This window comes from Thalassotalea sp. 1_MG-2023, from assembly GCF_030546745.1.
Lineage (GTDB): Bacteria > Pseudomonadota > Gammaproteobacteria > Enterobacterales > Alteromonadaceae > Thalassotalea_C.
In genome coordinates, this window is sequence record NZ_JAUOPD010000036.1 from 1 (window position 1) to 24,481 (window position 24,481).

Annotated in this window: 25 protein-coding genes; 14 read left to right on the forward strand and 11 right to left on the reverse strand. The window is 36.7% G+C overall.

The annotated features are described in order from the left end of the window. Positions 1-96: 96 nt before the first annotated feature. Both ansA and sppA read right to left on the reverse strand, forming a co-directional pair. Positions 97-1,104 (reverse strand): asparaginase, encoded by a 1,008-nt coding sequence (gene ansA, locus Q4489_RS17125; protein ID WP_303482835.1) that lies wholly within the window; start codon positions 1,102-1,104, stop codon positions 97-99. Positions 1,105-1,184: 80 nt separating this feature from the next. Further along, entirely contained in the window at positions 1,185-3,041 is a 1,857-nt protein-coding gene (gene sppA, locus Q4489_RS17130) for a signal peptide peptidase SppA (protein ID WP_303482838.1), read from the reverse strand. A 211-nt stretch (positions 3,042-3,252) separates the two neighbouring features. Between sppA and Q4489_RS17135 the strand changes: the two genes are divergently transcribed. Both Q4489_RS17135 and Q4489_RS17140 read left to right on the forward strand, forming a co-directional pair. Beyond that, entirely contained in the window at positions 3,253-3,939 is a 687-nt protein-coding gene (locus tag Q4489_RS17135; RefSeq protein ID WP_303482840.1) for a DoxX family protein, read from the forward strand. Positions 3,940-3,953: 14 nt separating this feature from the next. Then, positions 3,954-4,508, forward strand: coding sequence for a nitroreductase family protein (locus Q4489_RS17140; protein ID WP_303482843.1), 555 nt, complete (start codon positions 3,954-3,956; stop codon positions 4,506-4,508). A 132-nt stretch (positions 4,509-4,640) separates the two neighbouring features. On the opposite strand, the gene asnS is transcribed toward Q4489_RS17140, so the two are convergent. Next, complete coding sequence (gene asnS, locus Q4489_RS17145) at positions 4,641-6,041, reverse strand: asparagine--tRNA ligase (RefSeq protein ID WP_303482846.1); 1,401 nt, start codon at positions 6,039-6,041, stop codon at positions 4,641-4,643. Positions 6,042-6,187: 146 nt separating this feature from the next. Between asnS and Q4489_RS17150 the strand changes: the two genes are divergently transcribed. Beyond that, a complete protein-coding gene (locus Q4489_RS17150) occupies positions 6,188-6,556 on the forward strand; it encodes a hypothetical protein (RefSeq protein ID WP_303482849.1) in 369 nt (122 codons plus the stop codon). Here Q4489_RS17150 and bioA read toward each other — a convergent pair. Continuing rightward, positions 6,546-7,847, reverse strand: coding sequence for an adenosylmethionine--8-amino-7-oxononanoate transaminase (bioA, locus tag Q4489_RS17155; RefSeq protein ID WP_303482850.1), 1,302 nt, complete (start codon positions 7,845-7,847; stop codon positions 6,546-6,548). The two genes, Q4489_RS17150 and bioA, sit on opposite strands and share 11 nt — an antisense overlap. 102 nt (positions 7,848-7,949) lie before the next feature. Between bioA and bioB the strand changes: the two genes are divergently transcribed. Genes bioB through bioD form a run of 4 tightly spaced genes read left to right on the forward strand, consistent with a single transcriptional unit; the run spans position 7,950 to position 11,628 of the window. Next, positions 7,950-9,026: a biotin synthase BioB gene (gene bioB / locus Q4489_RS17160; protein ID WP_303482851.1), complete on the forward strand. Its 1,077-nt coding sequence runs from the start codon at positions 7,950-7,952 to the stop codon at positions 9,024-9,026. A gap of 5 nt (positions 9,027-9,031) precedes the next feature. Then, a complete protein-coding gene (locus Q4489_RS17165) occupies positions 9,032-10,186 on the forward strand; it encodes an 8-amino-7-oxononanoate synthase (protein ID WP_303482853.1) in 1,155 nt (384 codons plus the stop codon). Further along, entirely contained in the window at positions 10,176-10,961 is a 786-nt protein-coding gene (gene bioC / locus Q4489_RS17170) for a malonyl-ACP O-methyltransferase BioC (protein ID WP_303482856.1), read from the forward strand. The genes Q4489_RS17165 and bioC overlap by 11 nt, the downstream gene beginning before the upstream one ends. A 1-nt stretch (position 10,962) precedes the next feature. Continuing rightward, positions 10,963-11,628 (forward strand): dethiobiotin synthase, encoded by a 666-nt coding sequence (gene bioD, locus Q4489_RS17175; RefSeq protein ID WP_303482857.1) that lies wholly within the window; start codon positions 10,963-10,965, stop codon positions 11,626-11,628. Positions 11,629-11,699: 71 nt separating this feature from the next. On the opposite strand, the gene pepE is transcribed toward bioD, so the two are convergent. Continuing rightward, entirely contained in the window at positions 11,700-12,419 is a 720-nt protein-coding gene (pepE, locus tag Q4489_RS17180; protein ID WP_303482858.1) for a dipeptidase PepE, read from the reverse strand. Positions 12,420-12,438: 19 nt separating this feature from the next. Next, positions 12,439-12,846: a type II toxin-antitoxin system HicB family antitoxin gene (locus tag Q4489_RS17185; protein ID WP_303482860.1), complete on the reverse strand. Its 408-nt coding sequence runs from the start codon at positions 12,844-12,846 to the stop codon at positions 12,439-12,441. A gap of 543 nt (positions 12,847-13,389) precedes the next feature. Between Q4489_RS17185 and Q4489_RS17190 the strand changes: the two genes are divergently transcribed. The 4 genes from Q4489_RS17190 to Q4489_RS17205 all read left to right on the forward strand — a co-directional run bounded on the left by Q4489_RS17190 (position 13,390) and on the right by Q4489_RS17205 (position 17,864). After that, positions 13,390-14,571 (forward strand): tetratricopeptide repeat protein, encoded by a 1,182-nt coding sequence (locus Q4489_RS17190; RefSeq protein ID WP_303482864.1) that lies wholly within the window; start codon positions 13,390-13,392, stop codon positions 14,569-14,571. A 111-nt stretch (positions 14,572-14,682) separates the two neighbouring features. Next, positions 14,683-15,243: a phosphoribosyltransferase gene (locus tag Q4489_RS17195; protein ID WP_303482865.1), complete on the forward strand. Its 561-nt coding sequence runs from the start codon at positions 14,683-14,685 to the stop codon at positions 15,241-15,243. 104 nt (positions 15,244-15,347) lie between these two features. Further along, positions 15,348-16,550 (forward strand): alkaline phosphatase family protein, encoded by a 1,203-nt coding sequence (locus tag Q4489_RS17200; RefSeq protein WP_303482867.1) that lies wholly within the window; start codon positions 15,348-15,350, stop codon positions 16,548-16,550. A gap of 99 nt (positions 16,551-16,649) precedes the next feature. Then, positions 16,650-17,864, forward strand: a complete 1,215-nt coding sequence (locus tag Q4489_RS17205; protein WP_303482869.1) for an EAL and HDOD domain-containing protein — start codon at positions 16,650-16,652, stop codon at positions 17,862-17,864. Positions 17,865-17,868: 4 nt separating this feature from the next. On the opposite strand, the gene Q4489_RS17210 is transcribed toward Q4489_RS17205, so the two are convergent. Continuing rightward, positions 17,869-18,255 carry a response regulator gene (locus tag Q4489_RS17210; protein ID WP_303482871.1) on the reverse strand — a complete coding sequence of 129 codons (387 nt, stop codon included), beginning with the start codon at positions 18,253-18,255 and terminating at the stop codon, positions 17,869-17,871. A gap of 258 nt (positions 18,256-18,513) precedes the next feature. Here Q4489_RS17210 and nhaD point away from each other — a divergent pair, with 258 nt between their 5' ends. Beyond that, positions 18,514-19,932, forward strand: a complete 1,419-nt coding sequence (gene nhaD / locus Q4489_RS17215) for a sodium:proton antiporter NhaD (protein ID WP_303482873.1) — start codon at positions 18,514-18,516, stop codon at positions 19,930-19,932. 71 nt (positions 19,933-20,003) lie between these two features. Here nhaD and Q4489_RS17220 read toward each other — a convergent pair whose 3' ends face one another. Continuing rightward, positions 20,004-20,507: a DUF2938 domain-containing protein gene (locus Q4489_RS17220; RefSeq protein WP_303482874.1), complete on the reverse strand. Its 504-nt coding sequence runs from the start codon at positions 20,505-20,507 to the stop codon at positions 20,004-20,006. Between the two features lie 73 nt (positions 20,508-20,580). Here Q4489_RS17220 and Q4489_RS17225 point away from each other — a divergent pair, with 73 nt between their 5' ends. Then, positions 20,581-20,991, forward strand: coding sequence for a helix-turn-helix domain-containing protein (locus Q4489_RS17225; RefSeq protein WP_303482876.1), 411 nt, complete (start codon positions 20,581-20,583; stop codon positions 20,989-20,991). Between the two features lie 116 nt (positions 20,992-21,107). On the opposite strand, the gene Q4489_RS17230 is transcribed toward Q4489_RS17225, so the two are convergent. Genes Q4489_RS17230 through Q4489_RS17240 form a run of 3 tightly spaced genes read right to left on the reverse strand, consistent with a single transcriptional unit; the run spans position 21,108 to position 23,396 of the window. Next, positions 21,108-22,475, reverse strand: a complete 1,368-nt coding sequence (locus Q4489_RS17230) for a rhodanese-like domain-containing protein (RefSeq protein WP_303482879.1) — start codon at positions 22,473-22,475, stop codon at positions 21,108-21,110. Positions 22,476-22,522: 47 nt separating this feature from the next. Then, complete coding sequence (locus Q4489_RS17235) at positions 22,523-22,945, reverse strand: YeeE/YedE family protein (protein WP_303482880.1); 423 nt, start codon at positions 22,943-22,945, stop codon at positions 22,523-22,525. A 22-nt stretch (positions 22,946-22,967) separates the two neighbouring features. Then, positions 22,968-23,396: a YeeE/YedE family protein gene (locus tag Q4489_RS17240; protein WP_303482882.1), complete on the reverse strand. Its 429-nt coding sequence runs from the start codon at positions 23,394-23,396 to the stop codon at positions 22,968-22,970. Between the two features lie 239 nt (positions 23,397-23,635). On the opposite strand from Q4489_RS17240, the gene Q4489_RS17245 reads away from it, so the two are divergent. After that, a complete protein-coding gene (locus Q4489_RS17245; RefSeq protein ID WP_303482885.1) occupies positions 23,636-24,169 on the forward strand; it encodes a cold shock domain-containing protein in 534 nt (177 codons plus the stop codon). Positions 24,170-24,481 lie beyond the last annotated feature (312 nt).

Below are 24,481 nucleotides of genomic sequence, written 5' to 3' on the forward strand. Positions count from 1 at the left end.
ACCATAGAATGACTATGCAAGAATCCAAGTGCCGCGATCAGAAGGCGTTTACCTTGAACAAAACTTAAACAGCAAAGTTCAACACGCTCTAATGATCTAATCACTTAATTCACCACGTAGATTTTTAATAAATAAACCTTTAATTTGTTCGGTAGTTAATGATTGACTCAATAAGTAATGTAACTTTGTTAGTGTTGCCTCTAAGGTCATGTCTTGTCCACTGATAACTCCACAACGACTTAACGCTGAACCTGTTGCATATCCTTCCATGTTCACTCTACCTTTAATGCATTGACTACAATTAACCACAATAATGCCTCGTTCATTGGCATCAGAAAGTAAGGCTAATAAACGCTCATCTTGTGGGGCATTACCTACGCCATAACTTCGAACAATGAGTGCTCTTACCGGTTGTTGTATTACATTTGCAATTAACTCATGGCTAATGCCGGGGTATAAATGCACAACACCGATAGGTTGAGGGGTGATACTTGTCATCTTAACGGTATCTGTAGAGCCAGAGGCAATACTGCCAGCTACTACTTTGATGTTTATTCCTGCCTCAAGTAAAGGAGGCATATTAGGGGAGTCAAAGGCATTGAAGCCATCAGCGTATGCTTTGATAGCTCGATTTCCTCTATACAATCGGTTATTAAAAAACAGGCCGACTTCATTAATAGGGTAATTTGCTGCAATGTATAGAGCATTCAAAAGATTCACTTGCCCATCAGAACGTAATTGACTAAACGGAATTTGTGAACCGGTGACAATAACGGGCTTTGATAGATTTTCAAACATGAAAGATAAAGCAGAACTCGTATAGGCCATGGTATCTGTACCGTGTAATACGACAAAACCATCATATTCTTGATATTGTTCTGCAATGTCATCGGCTATACGTTGCCAATCACTGGGTGTCATATTCGAAGAATCGATTAGAGGGTGATATTCCTTTAAGGTAAATTCTGGCATTTCCTCACGGTAAAATTCTGGCATGTTTTGAATAGATTCTATTAAATGCCCTTTAGCAGGAATATAACCTTGCTCGCTTGCCTTCATACCAATGGTGCCGCCAGTATAAGCGATATAAATTTTTTTCTTCATAATGTTGGGTACGTTAATGTTTCATGCCCCCGGTTAACTAATAAAACGCGGAGGCATTAATTATAGGTAAAGTATATTGGCTAATTCAGCTCACATGCTATGCATTTAGCATAAATACCCTGTGGATCGTTTAACGTTGAAACTGCCGTTAGTTCTTGTTTCACATGATTTAATAATATGTGCAGCTGATCAGGTGTTTGTTTCGTTCGTGTAGGTAAAAAAGCACTTGTTTCAGTAAAAATGTTTTGCCAAAAAAGCTCTTCCGTTGACCTTACTTTTTCAATTAACATTGTTTCGTAATTCGTTAAATTTGCTAATTCGGCCGCAAGTGAAATAGCATCGTCCAAATCACCAAGCGCATCTACTAGGCCTAGTTGTTGTGCTTGTAACCCTGACCATACGCGTCCTTGTGCTATTTTATCAACTTCTTGCAAAGACATATTTCTATGTTTAGCGACTAAGGCGATAAAGTCTTGATAACCTCGTTCAATACCTAGTTGAAACACTTTAGCTACTTTATCATTAAGAGGACGAGCAATGCTAAACCCTGCTAAGTCAGTCGTGCCAACACCATCAGTGAAAATACCTAGTTTTTCTAATGATTTTTCAAAGGTCATAAAAAAACCAAATATACCAATAGAACCAGTAATTGTGGTAGGGGATGCAACAATAGCGTCAGCAGGAGCTGATATCCAATAGCCGCCAGATGCAGCATAAGATCCCATTGAAGCAACAACCGTTTTTCCTGCTTGTTTCAGTAGATCGATTTCATGACGGATTACATCAGAAGCAAATGCACTGCCTCCTGGGCTATCAACCCTGAGAACAACAGCTTTTACATGATGGTTTAACCGAGCTTGTTTTAAATATTTTGCTAAAGTATCTCCGCCAATCGTTCCAGGTGGTTGTTCGCCGTCTAAAATGGTTCCTTTTGCTACAATAACGGCTACTTTATCTGCATTACCTCCAACAGCAACCATCGGTGTCGATGCTCTTAGGTATTGATTAAAGCCTATTTGGTTGAAGTTTCCCTGTGTATTTCTCCCAACCATGGCAAGTAAGGTTTCATTTATTTGATCGTGAGTTTTTAATTGGTCTACCCAGTGGTTATTTAGCGCGTATTGAGCAATCTTACCATCGGCTTTTTCGAGTTTATCAAGCAAAATATCAATAGATTCATCAAAGTTATCAATGCTAAATTCTCGTTGAGCTGCTACATCTGTTTTATATTGAGCCCATAGTTGTGATAACCACAGGCGATTGGCTTCTTTTGCTTCTTGTGACATATCATCACGAATAAAAGGCTCTACTGCTGATTTATAGGTACCAACACGAAATATATGCTGTGAAATAGCTAATTTATCAAAGGCTGATTTAACATAGGTTTGATAACGACCGTAGCCATCAAGTAATAACCAGCCATTAGGATTCATCCAGATTTCATCTGCGTAACTCGCTAAATAATATTGATCTTGAGTGAACTGATCGCCTACAGCAATTACCTTTTTTCCTGAGGTTTTGAAGTCTTGTAAATATTTGGCAATCATTCTTGCTTTTGTAATGTTTGCACTAGACATTTTAGCTAATTTTAAGACGATCATTTGAATACGATCATCCTCTTTTGCTATTGAGATAGCATCTAACACATCTTGTAATAAAACCTCCGGTCGATCGTTAGGCTGGTCAGTAGCTTCAGCTAAAAAGGCGTCTAATGGATCAATTTCAACTTTTTGTTCAACGACATCGCCTTCAATATTTAACACTAATGCCGCTTTGCTAGGCACAATAATTTCAGCTTCGTCATTGGTGAAAATAATGACAAAAATAAATAACACTAAAAAGAACACAACATTAACGATAATTTTTCTGGAAACGTTAAGTAACTGAAATAAGCTTTTGCTGATCCTAACAATAGCGCTAGGGTGTTTATCACTCATAAATTTTTTATCTTAAATAATGCAATACATATTTATATGCTATAAGAATATCTATCGTTTAAGTAGTGTAAATTGTAAATAATGTTGAATAATACGCCGTTAATCACACTTTAACTGTTTTTTCTTTTAAGAATTTATTTAAGGGCAATGGAATGAAAGAGTTTAGTATAAAAAACGTTCTATTTAATATTAAAGATCTGCGTGAGAAATTATGAATATTATTGCATTCTATCAAAAAGCGACCAGTAAGTTGTATTGGTTTAACGGCATTCCAGCATTGTTATTAAGGTTGTTTTTAGCACCGATTATGATTATTGCGGGTTTTAGTAAATTAAATTTGTCTGATCCTGATAGTACAGGCTTTGAAGTTTTATTAGCCAGTGACAACGTGGTTAATTGGTTCGGCAATGCCGAATGGGGATTGGGGCTACCATATGCTGAAGTGTTGGCCAATATTGCCGCATGGACGGAGTTTTTAGGTGGGTGGCTGCTACTTATCGGATTATTAACTCGACTTATTACTATTCCGTTAATGTTTACCATGGTGGTTGCGGCCACTACGGTACACCTTGAACATGGTTGGTTTGCCGTTGCGCCCAGTAATTCTGCAGTTAGTACAGCCAATGTTCTTGACTGGTTAGGTATTGATGCCGCTCAAAAAAGTTTAGAAAACAGTGATCAAGTGTATGTGCGACTTAATAAAATGCGAGAGATCTTAGCCGAAAATGGCAATACAGATTGGCTATTTGAAAAGGGCAATATTGGTGTGATGAATAATGGTATAGAACTGGCGGTAACTTATTTTATTATGTTGCTTGCGTTGTTATTTATTGGTGGTGGACGATTTACTAGTGCCGACTATTACCTTTATACTTACTGGCTCAAACCTAAATTATAGTTGAACAATACTTTATGAATGCAACTGAGCTGTTATTAAATCGACAATCTGATCCATCATTGACAATACCAGCACCAAATAATGATGAATTACATACCATTCTAACGGCGGGTATGAGAATACCTGATCACGGAGCATTAAAACCGTTCAATATTTCTGTATATAGTGGTGAAGGACTTAACAAGCTCAGCAGTGCATTTGTAAAGGCAATGACATTAAAAAAAGCAGAGCAAGCTAAAATAGACAAAGCAGCAAAAATGCCATTTCGCGCCCCTATGGTAATCGTGGTCAGTACAGATTACCAAAATCATGAAAAGGTGCCGGAAAAAGAGCAATTGATCACCGCTGGTTGCGTTGTTCATGCTATGCAAATGGCAGCATTTTCACTAGGATACGGTGCAATGTGGCGTACAGGAGAGCTAGCGTTTAACGAAGATGTAAAAACGTCTCTTGATATTGCTTCACACAACGATATTACAGGCTTTCTTTATATCGGTACGAAAGCCAAAGACATGCCGATAAAACCTGAACGGTATTTTGCAGATCGCGTGAAAATGATTAATCGATAGAATACCTTTTGATTTTATAGTTGATATATAAACACTTGGTTTACTTTGTTAAATGTACCTGACCCCTTAATTTTTACTCACAAAAAAACCACTTGTTTAGCAAGTGGTTTTTTTAAATGAACAATTGCGAGCTTAATATGCTGCGTTGTTAGGCGTGCGTGGGAAGGGGATTACGTCTCTTACGTTTTGCATGCCAGTTGCGTAAGCAACTAAACGCTCAAAGCCTAAACCAAAGCCAGAATGAGGTACTGTACCATAACGGCGTAAATCTCTATACCAGCTGTAATCTGCTGGATCTAAATCCATTTCGCCCATACGTTTATCAAGCACATCTAAACGCTCTTCACGTTGACTACCACCGATAATTTCACCAATACCAGGTGCTAATATGTCCATAGCTGCAACAGTTTTACCATCATCATTTAATCGCATGTAAAATGATTTAATATCTTTAGGGTAGTTTTGCAATACTACTGGGCCACCTACATGTTCTTCTGCAAGGTAGCGTTCGTGTTCTGAATTTAAATCAACACCCCATGAAACTGGGTTTTCAAAGGTTTTACCACAGTTTTGTAGTATTTCAATCGCGTCTGTGTAGTCCATACGAACAAAGTCTTTATTGATCACAGCATTTAAGCGATCAATTACAGTTTTATCAACTCGTTGCTGGAAGAAAGCCATATCATCAGCACGTTCTTCAAGTAATGCTTTAAACACGTACTTTAACATTTCTTCTGCTAATGTAGCGGCATCAGCTAAATCAGCAAACGCAATTTCTGGTTCAACCATCCAAAATTCTGCTAAATGTCGGCTTGTATTGGAATTTTCAGCACGGAAAGTAGGGCCGAAAGTGTACACTTTTGATAATGCGCAACAGTATGTTTCAACGTTTAATTGACCAGAAACTGTAAGAAAAGTTTCTTTACCGAAGAAATCTTCAGCGTAATCAATATCGCCTTTATCTGTTTTAGGGAGGTTTTCCATATCAAGGGTACTAACACGAAACATTTCGCCAGCACCTTCACAATCACTACCGGTAATAAGTGGTGTACTAATCCACATATAGCCTTTTTCATGCAGAAAACGATGAACCGCTTGAGCTAATGAATTTCTTACACGAGTAACGGCACCGCCAATATTAGTACGAGGGCGTAAATGTGCATGTTCACGTAAGAACTCGATAGAATGACGCTTAGCAGCCATCGGATAAGTATCTGGATCATCAACCAAGCCTAGCACTTCTACTTGGGTTGCTTGAATTTCAAATGACTGTCCTTGCCCCGGAGATTCAACTAAAGTTCCTGTTACTTTAACAGCCGCACCTGCGGTTAATTTTAAAACTTCATCTTGATAATTATCTAAATTATTTGGCGCTATAGCCTGAATAGCATCGAAACATGAACCATCATGGATGGCTAAAAATGAAATTCCTGCTTTAGAATCACGTCTGGTACGGATCCAACCATGCACAGAAATCTCTTTATCAACAGGAAACTTACCTGCTAACACATCAGAAATAGCGATAACTGACATTTATCAAACCTCTTTTATGAGTAAAAAACTTGTTCTTAATTTAAGGGCTGATATGTTACCGTGATCATTAGGTTTCACAAGTAAAAACTTGCACTACGGCACGATTTTATCGCTATAGCATATGGTTTTAAGGAAATAATAAGCCAATGAGTCGTTTTTTGGGTCATGAACGTAGAGTTCATTCAGATGTCTGGTTAAAAACCATTCAGATATTAACCTTAGTTGCGTGGGCTGTTTTTATTGTTGCTCTTATCGTATCTTATTACGCTGCCCCAGATAATGAATTTGGTGTTTTACGTTATCATGGGATCTCAGTCAGAAAGTTTTGGTTAACGCCGTTAACGGGGTACTTATATATTCTGCTATGGATAAGCGCCTTACTAAGCTATATCGCGCTTATCATCCATAAATTTCGTAGTAGAAGAAAATCCGATAACACAAGATTTAATATTTTTTTATTGTTTATCGTATCAATTGCTTGGACAGTGTATATCGTCTTCCAACTTAGTCGTTAAAGAACTTATCATGAGGTAGTGCCGATGCTATCGCATTGATTAGCGTTTCTATTTGTTCTTGAGTAATAATAAGTGGCGGCATCATATAAATCAGCTTGCCAAAAGGGCGGATCCAAACACCTTGCTCTACAAAATGTTGTTGTATTGTTGCCACATTAACACTTTGGTGTGTTTCTACTACTGCTATTGAACCTAAAACTCGTACATTTTTTACTCGTTTATTTTCACCAAGAGGCTTAATCGCTTGCTTAAACCAAGACTCAATTTGTTTAACTTGTGCCTGCCAGTTATTTTGCAATAGTAGATCAATACTCGCAATAGCAACACTACAAGCTAGTGGGTTTCCCATAAAAGTTGGTCCATGCATAAAACAGCTTGCATCACCATTACTGATTGTTTCAGCGATGTTAGTAGTGCAAAGTGTTGCTGCTAACGATAAATAACCACCGGTTAAGGTTTTTCCTAAACACATAATATCGGGTGATATATCAGCCCACTCACAAGCAAATAATTTACCGGTACGCCCTAAACCTGTTGCGATTTCGTCGGCAATAAACAGTACTTGATATTTATCGCATAATTGCCGAACGGTTTTTAGGTAATTCGGGTGATAAAAGCGCATACCTCCCGTACCTTGTACGATAGGCTCGATAATAAATGCCGCTAACTCATGATGATGTTTAGCAAATAATATTTCGAGTTGCTCAGTTTCTTTATCATCCCAAGGATCATCAATCATAATAGTAGGGGCAGGAGCAAAGATATTTTTCATCAATACTTTATCAAAAATTTGATGCATACCAGTGACAGGGTCACACACAGACATCGCAGCAAAGGTATCACCATGATAGCCATTACGTACCGTCATCAATTTATGTTTGTTTGCTTGTTCTTTACTTTGCCAATATTGAAGCGACATTTTTATTGCTACTTCTACAGCAACAGAGCCACTATCAGAAATAAATACTTTTTCTAGTCCGTCAGGCGTCAGCGATACCAATTTTTTCACTAGGGTAATAGCGGGTTCATGGGTAAAACCACCAAACATTACATGAGCTACTTTATCTAATTGCTCGGTTACCGCTTTATTTAATTCAGGCCGGTTATAACCATGTAAAACAGACCACCATGATGACATGCCATCTATCAGTGTTTCACCAGATTTTAATTGAATATTAACACCATCAGCTCGCTCTACCACATAAGATGGTAGTGGGTTGCTCATCGAAGTATAAGGATGCCATACATGTTTTTTATCAAAAGTAACGAGATCTGTATATTTATTAATCATTAGTAAATGTAGTGTGCAGGAATTTGTTGACAAGTTCTTGGTGGTGCATAGACTACCCGTATTCAATTATCGTTGCAAACACTCAACAGCAGGCAATTTTTCATGATAAAAGCGAATTCGGCACTTAATTTCGAATTAGGGCAACTTAGGCATAACTGGTCAAACGCTGAAGTAAATGCGTTATTTGATCTGCCTTTCAACGATTTAATGTTCTACGCACAAAGCATTCATCGACAACATTTTAATGCAAACGAAGTGCAAGTTAGTACGTTACTGTCCATTAAAACCGGTGCATGCCCAGAAGATTGTAAATACTGTTCGCAAAGTGCCCGTTATAAAACTGACATTGAAAAAGAAAAATTAATGGAAGTTGAAAAAGTACTGGAAGCTGCGGAAAAAGCAAAAGAGCAGGGTTCAACCCGTTTCTGTATGGGCGCTGCATGGCGCAATCCTAAAGAACGTGATATGCCTTATGTGGTTGAAATGGTTAAAGGTGTTAAGAAATTAGGTATGGAGACCTGCATGACTTTAGGCATGCTTTCTTCTGATCAAGCCAGTGAATTACAAGAAGCAGGGTTAGATTATTACAATCACAACCTTGATACTTCACCTGAACACTATAATCAAATTATCACCACGCGTAGTTACCAAGACAGGCTTGATACTTTGAGTAATGTTCGTTCTGCCGGAATGAAGGTGTGTAGTGGCGGTATTGTTGGCTTAGGTGAAAAAGCTACGGATCGTGCCTCGTTATTAGCGCAACTGGCTAATCTATCGCCGCAACCAGAAAGTGTACCAATCAACATGCTGGTAAAAATTGATGGTACACCGCTTTCTGATGTTGAAGATTTAGATAATTTTGATTTTATTCGTTGTATTGCGGTTGCACGTATTATGATGCCAAATAGCCATGTACGTTTATCAGCTGGGCGTGATGCCATGAATGAACAAATGCAATCGCTATGCTTTTTAGCGGGTGCTAATTCAATTTTCTATGGTTGTAAATTGCTTACAGCCGGTAATCCGGAATCTAATGCTGACATTGCGCTATTTAATAAACTTGGTATCAACACTGAAACAATCGCAAATAATGTTGATGAAGAAGTGGAAGCACAAGTATTACAAGCTAAAGTAGCTGAACAAGAAAGTGACAGTTTGTTTTATAACGCAGCGAAATAGCGTAAATGGCATTCGATTTTATTGATCAACACTTAGCGACAAGAAAGGAAGAGCACCTTTACCGTCAACGAGTGTTGATTGAACAGCAAAATGCACGACACTTAGTGCATGAAGGCAAACAATATCTTAACTTTTCGTCGAATGATTATTTAGGGTTAAATCACCACCCAAAGATTAATGCAGCACTTAATGAAGGGGCTGAAAAGTATGGCGTGTGTTCTAGTGGTTCTAGCTTATTAACCGGATTTAATTATGCTCATCAATACCTTGAAAATGTCATTTGTCAGTGGCAAAACAAAGATAAATGTTTGTTGTTTAATAGTGGCTTTTCGGCCAACTTTGCTTCTTTGAATGCTTTTGCCCAACCTAGTACTGCCATTTGGTTGGATAAACTGTCTCATGCTTCATTACTTGATGGAGCTTTTTCACAACAAGCGAAAGTTAAGCGCTTTTTACATAATGATTATCAGCAACTGAATAACCTAATAAACGCATCTTCTTATCCTGATCATCTTATTGTGTCAGAAGGTATTTTTAGTATGGATGGTGATAGTGCAGATATTAATGCGCTGTCAGATATTGCTCAACAACATCAAGCTAAATTGTATATTGATGATGCGCACAGTATCGGTATTACAGGTAATGAAGGCCAAGGCAGTAGTAGCGTAACTAACGATATAGATATTATTATGGCCACGTTTGGTAAAGCGCTAGCCACGAGCGGGGCTTTTGTGGCTTGCGATAACAAGACTTATGAATATTTAATTAATGTAGCGCGTCATTATATTTATTCAACCGCGATGTCTCCGGCTATTGCATGGGCGACGGCAAAAAGTATCGAATTAGTGATTAACGAATCATGGCGAAGAGAAAAGATCGCGCATTTAAGTCAACTATTTAAACAATCATTATGTTCACAGGTCACCTTGTTGCCAACGTCATCTTCAATTCATGCATTAGTGCTAGGTAGTGAACAATTAGCAATGCAAAGCGCTGAATCATTAAAACAATACGGAATATGGCTAAGTGCAATTCGCCCCCCAACGGTTCCAAAGGGGAGTTCTAGGTTACGCGTTACCATAACTTCATCTCATAAAGAAAAAGATATCAAGTACTTAGCAGAATGCGTAAATAAGGTTATAGAAGAAAATGATCGATAAAAATAAACGCGACAATATTGCTAAATCATTTGGTTCGGCAAGCCAGTCTTACGATATTTCCGCGAGACTACAGCGTTTCAGTGGTAAAAATTTAATGCCTTGGCTACCTAAAAGGCATGATATTACGGTACTTGATCTAGGTTGCGGTACCGGATTTTTTACCGATATTTTAGCGGCTAAATATCAACATGTTATTGGCGTAGACATTTCCGCAAATATGTTGTCCTACGCCAACAATAATCGTAGTAAAACCATCACCTGGTTAGAAGGTGACGCTTATCACTTGCCTATTGCTGATCAATCCATCGACCTTGTTTATTCAAATTTGATGATCCAATGGTGCGATTCATTAGAGTTAGTATTAAAGGAAGTGTTACGAGTGTTAAAACCTGGTGGTTTATTTGTATTTTCCACCTTATTAGATGGCACACTTCACGAGTTGAAGTCATCTTGGAAAGCTGTCGACGATGATCGCCATGTTATCGATTTTAAATCATTACAAGAACTTAAACGCTATTTTGAAATACCGAATGCTAAATTATTGGAATTTCATGATAAACCTGTCGTGCTTGAATACGAAAATGTACTTCATTTAGCTAGAGAGTTGAAAGGGTTAGGAGCTAATCATGTGCCTGAAAAATCGAACCGCGGTTTAGCCGGTAAAGAAAAGTGGCAAAAGATGATGAATGCTTACGAACAGTTTGTAGAACAGGACAGTATTTTCCCCGCAACGTATCAGGTATTTTCCGGTCTGATGGTTAAATTAAAGGCGTAAAATGAAAAATTATTTTATTACAGCAACAGATACAGATGCTGGAAAAACGCATATTGGCTGTGCAATAGTCAATAAACTGGTTAAACAAGGTAAAACCGTACAAGTTTTTAAACCAATATCTGCAGGCTGTGAATTGGTTGATAGTAAATTAATTAACGCAGATGCTGCAAATTTGTTAGCTTATAGCAATTGTGAGCAAACCATTGAGCAAGTGAACCCGATAGCATTTGCAGAGCCAATTGCACCGCACATCGCAGCTCAAAATAATGGCGTTGCTATTTCATTAGAAGAGATCACCCAGGCACATAAAAAAATGTGTCAGGCTAATGCGGATGTGACAATAACAGAAGGCGCAGGCGGTTGGCGGTTACCGCTTGGTAACGGTAAGTTTTTATCTGAATTTGTTCAACAAACCGATCAGCAAGTTATTTTAATTGTAAATATAAAGCTCGGCTGTTTAAATCACGCGATCTTGACATATGAAGCCATAAAGCGCGACGGTTTAGTCTGTGTAGGTTGGGTAGCCAATGTACAACAGGAAATGCCATATCTTAATGAAAATCTTAATGAGCTTTTTTCATATTTTTCAATGCCTTTGCTTGGTGTTGTTGGCAATGAGCCCAAAGTTGAAAGTGTTACTGAATTACTTGATCTTTCAACCATTTAGCATAGGTTGTTCAGCAATGTTACCTACAACACATTACCGAACGCCTTTCTTAACCTGTTATTCATGAATTACTAAATATCTAAATTATCAGGTGCAGTTAATACAGAGCGTTTAATGCCGCCTTTAAATAAGTATAATGGTTGGTCAATGTTATCAGCCGTCAGGTATTGATACGTTTTTCCTTTTACCTGTAGTGCAGAACCTTCAACAAGACCAATTACCAGTGTTTCTGGTTCGATTGTCATAAACTCAGTTAACCTTTGTTCACGTGTTTCACCATTAAAACCCGGTGGTTTATATTCACTGTAATGTGGATTAAGTTGGCAGTTCACTAGCGCTAATGCCTCGAAACTAATGGGCTGTTCAATGGGCATATCATTGGTTGTTTTTATGCTTAACCCTGAAATATTTGCTCCAGCACTCCAGCCGATATATTTCACCCCGTGCGAGTTTACCGCTGTTTTTATTTCATCAATAAGTTCACTTTCATACAATTTCTTAAGCAGGGAGAAAGTATTACCGCCGCCAACAATAATAGCGTCAGCGTTTTCAATCGCTTCTTTTTTATCAGTAAACGTATGTAAACTTGTCACTGATTTATTAATCGAACGTAGGGCAAGGTTTACCTTTTCGGTGTATTCATCGTAAGTCATGCCAATACCAGCGTAAGGAATGAAAATGATATTGTTGGCATACGCTAGATGTTGTTCTATAAATTGCAATGCATGGCTCAAATAGGGCGTATCTCCAACCTTTGAACTACTGAGTAATAATAAGTCTCTGTTTTCCATCAATCTCTCTTCTATGCATCTATTTGTTGGTAAGTTCGGTCATGCAAGCTGTAGCAATAAATCCCGAGCGTGTTTTGTATTGATCAGATTTACTGACCCGATCATCAATTTGTTTAATCAGTAACTCAGGTAAGGTGACATTTATTTTATGACTCTTACCTAAATAAGGCACGATATCAACATCAATTACTGCCCACACAACATTTGCCATTGGCGTTGTAGATATAAAATTTTCTATATCACTCGCTGTAGGAATGCTTTCACCATATTCCGCCAAAATAGCTAAATGGTCCGCGATTGCGTGATCTGCCTGTTTAAGGGTATCGCTAATCGATTTTCCTTCTACTGTGCAACCAGGTATATCAGGAATGGTTAATAACCAATTATTTTCATCAGTTCTGTACTGAATTTTTACGGGATAGTTCATCACTCAATCCTTAATTAATTTAATTTTTATGATAACCCTGACAACTCTATAAAGTCAATCGTGTTATAACTCCGACAACCCCTAATGTTGATTTGTTTATAACCCTAACAACCCTTGGGGATTGCTCATATATAACCCTGATAACCCTTTATAAATAATGTGTAAGTATTCACATTTATGTTAAGTATCTAAATTGTCGGATTTTTAGAATTGGAATGAACTAATCGATATTGAATTTAAATAATGAAACTAAGAGTCATAAGAGTTATTTATAAAGGCTTTTCATTAGGTTCTTTTGAAACTGCGTGTGATTAAATTTTAAGGATTTACTTTACCAATAATATTTAAAATACCGTTTATCCCTCAATAACAACCGTTAGTCATTAAAGTGTAAAAAGGTATAAATGCTGTGTGATTTTTATACGAAATTGGTGGTCTTAGATTATAGTTAATTTAGCGAGATGATTTTTTGTATTGAGTGGCGTCATTAATACCAAGGTCAAAATCGCATGCTTTAATCTGGTAAGAGCCTTTGGAGGATTTATGTTTTCTTTTAAGATAAACGTATTGATCGCTAGTTTATTGGTTTGCTTAATCGGTTGCAGTAATTACCATACAGTTAGAAAGCAGGCTCCTGATAATTACAAACAGTTATTTAATGATGAGGCATTCCCAAGATATAAAAAGCATAAGATTGAATCGCTCAATGAAGTGTTTGCATTAGATGCGCAAATGGAAGATTTTGTTGAAAAAAGACTTATTCCAGAAAAAAATTATCTACGAAAAGCGAGAAAACTTTTAAAGCATATTTTCTCAAAAGAAGATATTAATCTTGCCTATCAAAATAATGCAAATTTAACGGCTTCTCAAGCCTATCATAGTCAAACCGCTAACTGTATGTCACTGACAATAATGGCATACGCATTAGCAACTGAAGCGGGTTTAAATGTTAAGTTTCAAAGTATCAAAGTGCCAGAGTACTGGGTACGAAATGGTGAACATAATATGCTAACAGGCCATGTTAATTTATCAGTTAGTGAGAAGCGTGCTAATAATGTGGCTGTTGTTTACGGTGATGAATTAATGCAAATTGATTTTGACCCCGAAGTATATCGCCGTTCTTTTCCTAAAAAGACAATCACCAAGCAAGATATGTTAGCAATGTTTTACAACAATAAAGGTGCTGGAGCCTTAGTCAAACGAAATTATGATAAGGCATACGCTTACATTAAAAGCGCGATTATAGCTAACCCTACATTTTCATCTTCTTGGGGCAATTTAGGTGTGTTATATAGGCTAACTGAACAATACGATTTAGCTAAAAAAAGCTATAGCACCGCAATTGCTTTAGATAATGACAACTTAACCGCCTATAAAAACTTAGCTATCATCTTGTCAACACAAGGAGATAACCAAAGAGTCGATGTGATCAATCAAATGCTGCACGAAAAGCGGCATAAAAATCCATTTTATCATGCAATGTTAGCCGATGAGGCGTTGTATCGTGGCGAATATCAATTAGCAAAAAGGTTGTTTAAAAAAGCGATTCGATTAGATAAACACGTTCATGAATTTTACTACGGTCTTGCAAAAGTATATTTTGCTCTCAAAGAAACGGATAAAGCTGAAAATGCGATAAAGAAAGCGATTTCTTACAATCGATATCCGTCAACTGAAAATCAATATGTAGCTAAGCTAAATGTGATAACTCAACATAACGAATAATCTTCACAAATGACTAAGGTGAATAATACAAATAAAATGTTGACCAATTAGTTAAATAATTTTCTATTTTTGTTTATAATATTCGTATTAAAAATAGTTAAGAGAGCACACATGCAAAAACGCTTTATTTCAGCACAAGAGCTTTTAGAAGACTCTTTTCGTGTTGCCCATCAAGTCTTTGAAGATGGATTTAAGCCCGATTATATCGTTGGTATTTGGCGTGGCGGGGCACCGATTGGTATCGCAGTACAAGAATATTTTGATTATAAGAATGTAGAAACAGATCATATTGCAGTTCGCACTTCGTCTTATTATGGTATTAATCAGCAAAGTAAAGAAATAAAAGTGCATGGTTTGCATTACATCATTGAAAATGCCAATGCCGATGATAGTTTACTTATTGTTGATGACGTTTTTGATTCAGGTAGAAGTATAGATGCGTTAATCAAACAGCTAAAGCTACAAATGCGTAATAACATGCCGACAGATGTTAGAGTTGCTTGCCCTTGGTTTAAGCCTGAAAATAATAAAGTAGGTTTTGAACCTAATTATTTTGTTCACGAGTCATCGGAATGGTTAGTATTTCCACATGAAATTTCAGGTTTAACACCTGAAGAAATAATTGAAGGGAAGTCAGATCTTCGTAATATTAAATCTTTATTTTCATCATAAATTCATTAGAGCGAGTTGAAGTATTTGTGTTATAAATAACCATATGCTCTCATCACTTATAGTAAAAAAGCATCGTGAAGACACAATGCTTTTTTTATTTCTCTATGTTTAAATTTAGCTTTTTATTATTTGTTGCTTGTTTTTCATCGTTTGCACAAACTGTAAACAATAAAAACCCTGTTATTCTCATTTCCCTAGATGGTTTTTCGGGTAAATACCTAACAAAATATCAACCGCCTAATTTACTTTCGATGGCAAACAAAGGGATATCTACCGATGCCTTAATTCCCGTTTATCCTTCAAAAACGTTTCCAAATCATCTTACGATGGTAACAGGTAAATCACCGGCTGAGCACGGTATTGTACATAACAGTTTTTATCATCGCAGTCTTAATAAAAACTATACCTTAGGAAGTGGCAAGCACAACAGTGCCTGGTTAACGGCAAAACCAATTTGGACAATTGCTGAACAGCAAGGGATCAAAACGGCTGTTTATTTTTGGCCTGAGTCAGAAACTAAAGTAAACAATATTTTACCTTCGCATGTAAAAGCGTATAAACATAATACCTCTAACAAAGTACGTTTAGCGCAACTTATTTCTTGGTTGCAATTACCTGAATCAGAACGTCCACAATTACTCATTAGTTACATTTCGACTATTGATGACATTGGCCACTCACATGGCACTAAGGCTGAACAAACTAAAAATGCAATTCGTTATGTTGATAAATTACTGGGAGATTTTGTTAAAAAAATACATCAAAGTACATCGTTAACGCCTAATATTATAATTGTATCTGATCACGGCATGATCGATGTAAATCAAGGAAAAAAACTTAACATTGGGGACTTATTTACCCCCCAAAAAAACACTATTGTTGTTAATGGCCAAACACAATTATATATGTATAATGATGACCATGAAGCACTTGCTAGGCTTCATGACCAGTTAACTAAACATAAAAATCGACAGCATTTTCGTAGCTATTTAGCTAAAGATTTCCCCAAGCATTGGCAGCTAAACCAGCAAACACAAGCTACCCCTGATATGATTATTGAAGCTATTCCACCTGCAATTTTTGTCAAAGAAGGCAAACACTCGCCTTTTGCTACACACGGTTATGATCCTACCTCAAATAAAGATTTAAATGCGATGATGATAGCTTTTGGCCCACAATTTAAACCAGACTGCCAAATAGATAAGTTAGAAAATAAATATATTTTTCATCTAGTTGCTTCATTATTATCTTTAGAAAAGATTGACTCTTCAGAGGTGATTAGGCCATTTTTTAAACGCACCCCTTAAATTAATGTTACTTACATTTTATTCGATTGTTAATATTATCTTTTTAGGGTTAGAATGGGTGATGTAATTTTAATCTGATAATTAAGTATATATAAATAGATGTATAGTACCTATATTGCTCGGCAGGCGATCTTAGATCGAAATTCAAACACCATTGGTTATGAACTTTTGTTTAGAGATAGTCCTGACAATAAATTTCCAGAAATAGACCAAGATGTTGCAAGTTCTAAGCTTATTATTCAAAACCATTTACAGGGTGATATAAAAGCGATTGCACTTGGAAAACTTGCATTTATCAACTTTACAGAAAAATGTTTGATTAACAAATATCCGTTGATGTTTGACAAGAACTCTATTGTAATTGAACTAGTAGGGCATACATCACCCACCGATAGACTATTAAAAATCGTTAAATATTATTGTGAGAAAGGGTATAAAATTGCACTCACAGAATATGATTTAGATGATCGTTGGGATGCTTTGTTTCCTTACCTATCGATGATAAAAGTCGATATTGAAAAGCATAATCCAAAATGCTTGCAACCGATTGTTAAACGATTAAAAGATTTTAATATCAAATTAACGGCTGAAAAAGTGGAAACAAAATTTCAGTTACAATCGTTAACAGAAGTTGGCTTTAATTTTTATCAAGGTTACTTTTATCACGAACCTGAAATTATAGAAGGGCAAACACTTGCTCCAATAAAAACACAAATGCTGCACTTGATCAGCGAAACGTTCAATACGCCTCTTGATTACGGAAAAATTGCAAAGATTATCAGCCATGATGTAAACCTTAGTGTCGGTTTACTGAAAATGGTGAATAATGTCGCAACAAGTACTCGTGTTGAAATTACGTCATTAAAACAAGCAACTGCATATTTAGGTGAAGAAAAACTTAAACAGTTTGTTACGATACTTGCGCTATCTAAATTGACAACAGATAAAACAGATGAAGCATCAAAACAAGCGTTAATTACTGCTAAATTAATGACATCACTTGCTAAAGAAAGTGCTTTCAAAGAAATAAGTGACTTTGCATTCATCACAGGTTTATTAAGTGCGATTGAAGTTATCTTGAGCATGCCTATGGATGAAATTGTCAAAACCATGCCATTAGCAGATCCCATTACCAAAGCATTAGTTGATCATGATGGTTTACTGGGTGAGCTCTTAGTATTAACAACAGATTATATTACCGGTAATGGCGAAAATATATCAGACTTGATAAAGGCATATGGGTTAGAAGCTGACTTTATCCATCATAAATTTGTTGAGGCAAGCCTTTGGTGTGAAGAGCTGGGTGTGCTTTAGTGTGTTAATGCTGCTTATTATACAATTTAGTAAGCAGCGCACTTAAATTAGCATATAAGTTTTTTTTAGAGACAGCATAATCAGCACCATAACAGTTGGCAGCATCTAAAATTGATTCATTTGGATTTTCTGGTGCTTCACAGCCTGAAACTGCAATAACATTACCTTTAGTGGTGGGCTTTATTTTCTCTATAAACTCAAAACCATCTAATAAAGGCATTTCAATATCTGTTATCACTAACTGGTAACTATTTTTATAAAACGCATCGAGAGCAAGTACACTATCAGTATAAGTATCAATATTTTGACTAAAGGGTAAAGACGTTTTAACAATATCTTCCAGTAACATAATATCGATGGATGAATCGTCAACTACTAATACATTAAACATGGTTAATATCCTTAAGCCATAAACTCCTCTCTTAAAAGTAGTCAAGTTGTACCTATTAAGTCAATATTTTGGTTATTTAATTTGTCATCTATGTCATAAAACTTCATAGCAGAAACTTTAGGTCTATTTTTTCTATTTTTCACTCGCATTTTCCATTTAATCACTTTACTTGGTGCTTTATTAGATAAATTACTCTAAAATTATGCCGAAATTCTTTCCGTTAATTATTGCAATAAAAAAACAAGCAAGGACTTTACTTTGACTAAGTTACTATTTGTATTTTTCAGTATTTTACTATCCTTTCCTAGTTACGCATCTGGGGCTGGTACGATAGATTTAACTAGCTCGATTTTTGGTATTTCGGCCTTAGTGATATTTTCAATTGCCTATTTATTAGTCATTGGAGAAGAGTTTATTCACTTAAGAAAATCAAAACCCGTACTGGTGGCAGCTGGTATTATCTGGTTAATGATTGGTTATATCTATACACAACATGGTATCTCCGAACAGGCTGAAGAAGCATTCAATCATAACTTACTAGAGTACGCCCAACTTTTATTATTCTTATTAGTTGCTATGACCTACATTAATGCAATGGAAGAACGAGGTATTTTTGAAAACTTACGCATTTGGATGGTATCAAAAGGGTTAAGTTTACGAAGTTTATTTTGGACTACGGGCATATTGGCATTTGCCATTTCTTCTTTTGCCAATAACCTGACAACTGCTATGTTGATGTGCGCTATTATATTAAAGGTCGCCCCAAACAACGTAAAGTTTATTAATATTGCGTGTATTAATATTGTAGTTGCTTCAAATGCGGGTGGTGTGTTTAGTCCCTTTGGTGATATTACAACGTTAATGATTTGGCAAGCAGGGCTATTACAGTTTCAACAATTTTTTGTTTTATTAATACCTTCTTTGGTCAATTTTATAATCCCTGCATTGATTATGAGTTTGTTCATTTCTAACGATAAATCTACGCCAATATTTGATAATGAATTTCAATTAAAACGTGGCGCTAAGCGCATTGTTACACTATTCGTATTGACCATTATCACAGCGGTTTTATGTCATAGCTTAATTCAGATGCCACCTGTTTTAGGTATGATGCTAGGTCTAGGGTATTTAAAGTTTCTTGGTTTTTATTTACGAAAAAGTTTACCGCGCTCTCTGAATAAAAAGCGTACTAAAGCTCAAATTAATAAAGATGAAAAAGCCTTAAAACGTTTAGGTAACATTGTTCCATTTGATATATTCGATAAAGTAGCAAGAGCAGAATGGGATACACTACTATTTTTTTATGGCGTAGTTATGTGTGTAGGTGGGCTTGGCTTTATGGGCTATTTATCTTTAGTATCCGAACTACTATACACAAATTGGAGCCCGACGTACGCAAATATAGCAGTAGGTGTTTTATCTGCCATTGTTGATAATATCCCGGTAGTTTTTGCCGTATTAAGTATGCAACCGGTAATGGATATACAACAATGGTTATTAGTTACCATGACAGCAGGAGTGGGTGGCAGTCTATTATCTGTTGGCTCGGCGTCAGGTGTTGCGTTAATGGGGCAAACAAAAGGTAAATATTCATTTGTTGGTCATTTAAAATGGAGTTGGGCAATTGCATTAGGCTATATTGCCAGTATCTACGTACACTTCTTAATAAACGGTTAGCACTAAGATGGGTAACAGGAATTTACACCTGTTACCTTTTCTTCTTATCTTTGTTATTTATCGTAGTAAAATTAAAAAAATGATTGATTAACAGTAACACAGGTGAGGGTAGCTACGTATAATCCCACACCAAAAACCATATGATTTATCAAACTTCGTATACGCGCAACATGTGGTTTTGGCGTTTTAGATGCAGCAATGCCGAGCCCCATACATGGTTGCATAATAAAGAATGGAAAAACCACAGTAACAATGCCGAAGGTTATACAAGATAAAAATGACACAGTTAATAAACTAAAGCTTACTTTGTGAATGAGTAAGAATATCCCCGCAAATATGATCCCAATTAAATAATGCGTTAACCACCCAATAAGCAGCTCATTCTTAACCGCTTTACTCTGTGATATTTTTTGATGGTAAAATTTTCCTTCACGCATTAAGCCAATCCATCTACCAACCATTTGCCAGTTAAGAGGCGGCATGTTAAACATTTTTTCTAACAGTAATGACCATAAATCAAATAATACAGTCGCTCCAGTACCAATAAGTACGCTATAGATTATCCAGTCAATCATATTTTATCCTGTTTAAATTCGTCTGATAAGTTATCATGCCACTTCAAGTTAACTTTAAGTCAAGGCCAACAGTGTGAATATTTTAGATATTGGAGAAGTTGTTAGATTGTCAGGTATACCAGCATCAACTTTAAGGTATTATGAAGAAAAAGGCTTAATAAACTCTGTAGGAAGACATGGCCTTAGGCGACAGTTCGATCCATCAGTGTTAACGCAACTATCTTTTATTTCGTTAGGTAGACTTGCTGGCTTATCACTTGATGAAATAAATACGATGTTTCAGCCGCATGGAAAGATTATTGTCGATAGAGAAAAGTTACAGCAAAAATCAGATGAAATAGATCAAAGAATCAAACAACTAACTGCAATGAGAGATGGTCTAAGGCATGCAGCAGTTTGCCCCGAAGAAAACCATTTTTCGTGTCAAAAATTTAATAAATTACTACGTATTTCAACTAAACGAGTAAAGCAATTGAAGAGTTGATATTTAAGTTTCGTTACTTTCTTGATGTGAAAAGATTTTGTAAACAGCAGCAGAAGTGGCCAACTTGTATCGACCACTTTTTCAAGCATTTTATCCTAGTAAACTTACTTGAATTATTAGTTATCAACTGGCAAGCCAAGAGCTGACCAAGCTTTCATACCTCCCAGCAAGTTTCGAACATCTTTAAAACCCGCTTTTAATAGAATGCTTACGCCAATACCTGCTCGGTGTCCAACTCCGCAGGTAACTACGATTGTTTGTTCTTTATCAAAGGGTAATTCAGCTATTCTATTATTAAGGTATCCAACATAACAATGAACAGCATTTTTTATATGTCCACTCTCAAATTCATCAATCTCTCTTACATCTAATACTTGTAGCGGGGGACTTACTTCTAATAAAGCTTGTGGGCTAATACCATTGCAACTTTGCCACTTATTTCCAGCGTTTCTCCATGATTCAAACCCACCAGATAGTGCCCCTCGTACATTATCAAAACCGATATTACTTAAATGACGTACACTATTGTCAATATTATTATTATCGTTGGTGACTAAATAAATCGGTGTGTCAGCTTCAGCGAACCAGCCACCAAAAACAGGTAATCCACCTTGCCAAATACTGTAACTATCATGAATGTGCCCACCTAAAAACGCTTCAGGTAAACGTGTATCATATATACATTTCTCTTCTATACTTTTTGCAAAAGTCTCTACAGTTAACAAGGGTACATCGCCGTTGCGATTAGTTGGGGGTAGCCCACCTTTTAAATTGATTTTTTCCATATTCCGAAAATAAGGGGGCCGTGGAATTCGCTCTCCACCTTTCTTTTTGGCAAATTCTTCACGTGAGAGTTTAAAAACATTGTTATAGGTTTTTTCGTCACCAAGCGTTGACCAAGAACGTTCAGCCATGCCACTACCACAAACTGATCCTGGGCCGTGAGCAGGCAATACCAGAGCAGTATCTCCAAGATTTGCAAGTTTGTTATGCACCGAGTCATAGATACGCCCTGCATTTTTGACCGACTCATTCTCATTGGGTAAATCAGAGCGGCCTGTATCGCCGAAAAATAAAGTATCGCCAGTAAAGACAGCCCAAGCAATATCGGTATGTTCATCTTCGTACACTGCGTAACACATGCTTTCAGGAGTATGACCGGGAGTATGTAAAGCACGAATACATAAATCACCAACATGAAAGGTGTCATTATCTTCTAAACGCACATCACCATGGCCAAAAGTATCAAAATTTCCATTAAATATTCTTGCGCCAGTACGTTTAGCTAGCCAAGATGAACCCATTACAAAATCTTCTTGACGATGAGTTTCAGCAATATGTGTAATTCGTGTGCCCATTTCTCGTGCTGCATCTAAATACTTTTGCACATGTCTACTTGGATCAACTAATAAAGCTTCTCCACCATCGGCAAGAAGCCACGCATAATGTGCAATTCCAGGTGTTTCAATACGTTGAAGTTTCATTACATTTTCCTCCTTGGTGTCTTGTTAAGATCGTAGATACGTTTTTTTTAAACATCGGTTTTTACATGTAACCCATGCTGTGCCAAGATGCCAAGCAGCATAGAAAATACAAACAATAAAACCTCTGGCTGAAGTGTTGTTATTGCCACAATACTGGGGCCAGGACATAAACCTGCAATACCCCAGCCGATACCAAAAATACAGGCACCTATAACAAGTTTTCTATCAATATTATTGTTGCTTGGGATCTCAAATTTATCAGCAAATAATGGTTTGTTACGTTTACGTATCCAGTAAAAACTCGGCATGGTTACCGCTATAGCACCGCCCATGACAAGTGCTAGTGTAGGATCCCAGCGGGCACTCAAATCAAGAAAGTTTAGTACTCTGGCAGGGTTACTCATACCAGAAATAATTAAACCTATGCCAAATATAAAACCACTAAAAAGTGAAACTAGTACAATTTTCAACGTTATCCTCCTTCTGTGATTATTAAGTATGTCGAATGATATTAGTAATAATTACGGCTGATCCTATAAAGACTAAGGTCGCTACCATTGATCGACGGGATAAACGAGCTATTCCTGCAACACCATGACCTGAAGTGCAACCACTACCTAAACGAGTGCCGAAGCCAACAAGAAAGCCTGCAATAATCATCCAGATAGAGTCAACTTGTGTTTGAACGGGAAGAGGGCCTTTAAATAGAGAGTAGAATATTGAAGATATGACCAATCCAAGGACAAATGCTAAACGCCAATACCTTTCAAAACCAGGTTTAGTGATTGCTCCTGCACAAATTCCTGAAATTCCTGCAATACGCCCAGTTGTAAGCAATAACATTACAACAGCCAAACCGATTAAAATACCTCCAGTTAACCCCAACCATGGTTCAAATGGAGTACTAGTCCAAGTTTGCATTCATTACTCCCAAAATTAGCTTGTAACGAAACAGACTAGTTTATCAATTGAGTATTTTCCAATTGTATGCAATTACAAATAAGTTTATAGATTGACAATAATTATATTTGGCAAGCATGAGAATAAGGATAACAATTTGCACAAGTCTAATTTACACATTGTATTGCGTTTTTTATCTCTTAGATTTTATTATTGTTCCTTGGTATTATTTCATCACAAAAGATAAAACAAGGATCGTGATGTACCGAGGTCAGTTAACTAAGTGGGACAATGCCAAAGGCTTTGGCTTTATAAAAACTTCCGAATTAAAACAAGATACTTTTATCCATATCTCTGCACTCAAACACATGAGTAGAAAACCTAAGCAAGGTGACTTCATTCATTTTGATGTTGAGCAACATAAGGGAAAATCTCGAGCGACTAATGCTCGTATTGAAGGCGTAAAAGCTAATTCACCCTTTAAAGTTTCAAAAACGTATAAAACTCGTTCAGGCAATAAATTTATCTATGCTGCCGCTATAATCGCTATCGCTGCATTCACGTTTCAGCGCCTTGAATTAGGGCAGAGTGATCAAACACCGAAATTACAATTTAAACCAACGCCAATACCAACAAGTATTGCACCAACACAGCACTTTAGCTGTGATGGACGACAACATTGTAGTCAAATGACATCCCGTGAGGAAGCTGAGTTTTTTACCAGACATTGTCCTGATACAAAGATGGATGGTGATAATGACGGAATACCTTGTGAAAACGATACAAGGTTTTAAGTAATAACTGGGGTAATGATATAAGCACAAAAAATGTTTTACGGCGAAGCCAACGTCTTGTTTATTGTGAGTCTAATATCCAATCAAAGCCAATACCACCACAACAACTCTCAATTTAATTAAACTCTCTATTATTCGACGGTCATTATTGTATTCATTCAATAAAGACCGTCGAATAACAAGCGAAGCGCGTTAGAATGTATTTCAATCGACTTTAACGAGGACGAAGGCGAAGCTGTAGTGGCACAATAAATTTGGCCATCTAATTAGAGGTGATAGAATCACCGCAACTGATTAGGTATTAATATGACA

Coding starts and splice junctions, on each gene's coding strand:
- Q4489_RS17135 (WP_303482840.1), top strand. CDS start 3,253: ATGAATATTATTGCATTCTATCAAAAAGCGACCAGTAAGTTGTATTGG.
- Q4489_RS17150 (WP_303482849.1), top strand. CDS start 6,188: ATGAGTCGTTTTTTGGGTCATGAACGTAGAGTTCATTCAGATGTCTGG.
- bioD (WP_303482857.1), top strand. CDS start 10,963: ATGAAAAATTATTTTATTACAGCAACAGATACAGATGCTGGAAAAACG.
- asnS (WP_303482846.1), bottom strand. CDS start 6,041: ATGTCAGTTATCGCTATTTCTGATGTGTTAGCAGGTAAGTTTCCTGTT.
- bioB (WP_303482851.1), top strand. CDS start 7,950: ATGATAAAAGCGAATTCGGCACTTAATTTCGAATTAGGGCAACTTAGG.
- sppA (WP_303482838.1), bottom strand. CDS start 3,041: ATGAGTGATAAACACCCTAGCGCTATTGTTAGGATCAGCAAAAGCTTA.
- Q4489_RS17210 (WP_303482871.1), bottom strand. CDS start 18,255: ATGTTTAATGTATTAGTAGTTGACGATTCATCCATCGATATTATGTTA.
- Q4489_RS17165 (WP_303482853.1), top strand. CDS start 9,032: ATGGCATTCGATTTTATTGATCAACACTTAGCGACAAGAAAGGAAGAG.
- Q4489_RS17195 (WP_303482865.1), top strand. CDS start 14,683: ATGCAAAAACGCTTTATTTCAGCACAAGAGCTTTTAGAAGACTCTTTT.
- Q4489_RS17200 (WP_303482867.1), top strand. CDS start 15,348: ATGTTTAAATTTAGCTTTTTATTATTTGTTGCTTGTTTTTCATCGTTT.
- Q4489_RS17230 (WP_303482879.1), bottom strand. CDS start 22,475: ATGAAACTTCAACGTATTGAAACACCTGGAATTGCACATTATGCGTGG.
- ansA (WP_303482835.1), bottom strand. CDS start 1,104: ATGAAGAAAAAAATTTATATCGCTTATACTGGCGGCACCATTGGTATG.
- Q4489_RS17190 (WP_303482864.1), top strand. CDS start 13,390: ATGTTTTCTTTTAAGATAAACGTATTGATCGCTAGTTTATTGGTTTGC.
- Q4489_RS17220 (WP_303482874.1), bottom strand. CDS start 20,507: ATGATTGACTGGATAATCTATAGCGTACTTATTGGTACTGGAGCGACT.
- bioC (WP_303482856.1), top strand. CDS start 10,176: ATGATCGATAAAAATAAACGCGACAATATTGCTAAATCATTTGGTTCG.
- Q4489_RS17185 (WP_303482860.1), bottom strand. CDS start 12,846: ATGAACTATCCCGTAAAAATTCAGTACAGAACTGATGAAAATAATTGG.
- Q4489_RS17240 (WP_303482882.1), bottom strand. CDS start 23,396: ATGCAAACTTGGACTAGTACTCCATTTGAACCATGGTTGGGGTTAACT.
- Q4489_RS17245 (WP_303482885.1), top strand. CDS start 23,636: ATGTACCGAGGTCAGTTAACTAAGTGGGACAATGCCAAAGGCTTTGGC.
- pepE (WP_303482858.1), bottom strand. CDS start 12,419: ATGGAAAACAGAGACTTATTATTACTCAGTAGTTCAAAGGTTGGAGAT.
- bioA (WP_303482850.1), bottom strand. CDS start 7,847: ATGATTAATAAATATACAGATCTCGTTACTTTTGATAAAAAACATGTA.
- Q4489_RS17140 (WP_303482843.1), top strand. CDS start 3,954: ATGAATGCAACTGAGCTGTTATTAAATCGACAATCTGATCCATCATTG.
- Q4489_RS17205 (WP_303482869.1), top strand. CDS start 16,650: ATGTATAGTACCTATATTGCTCGGCAGGCGATCTTAGATCGAAATTCA.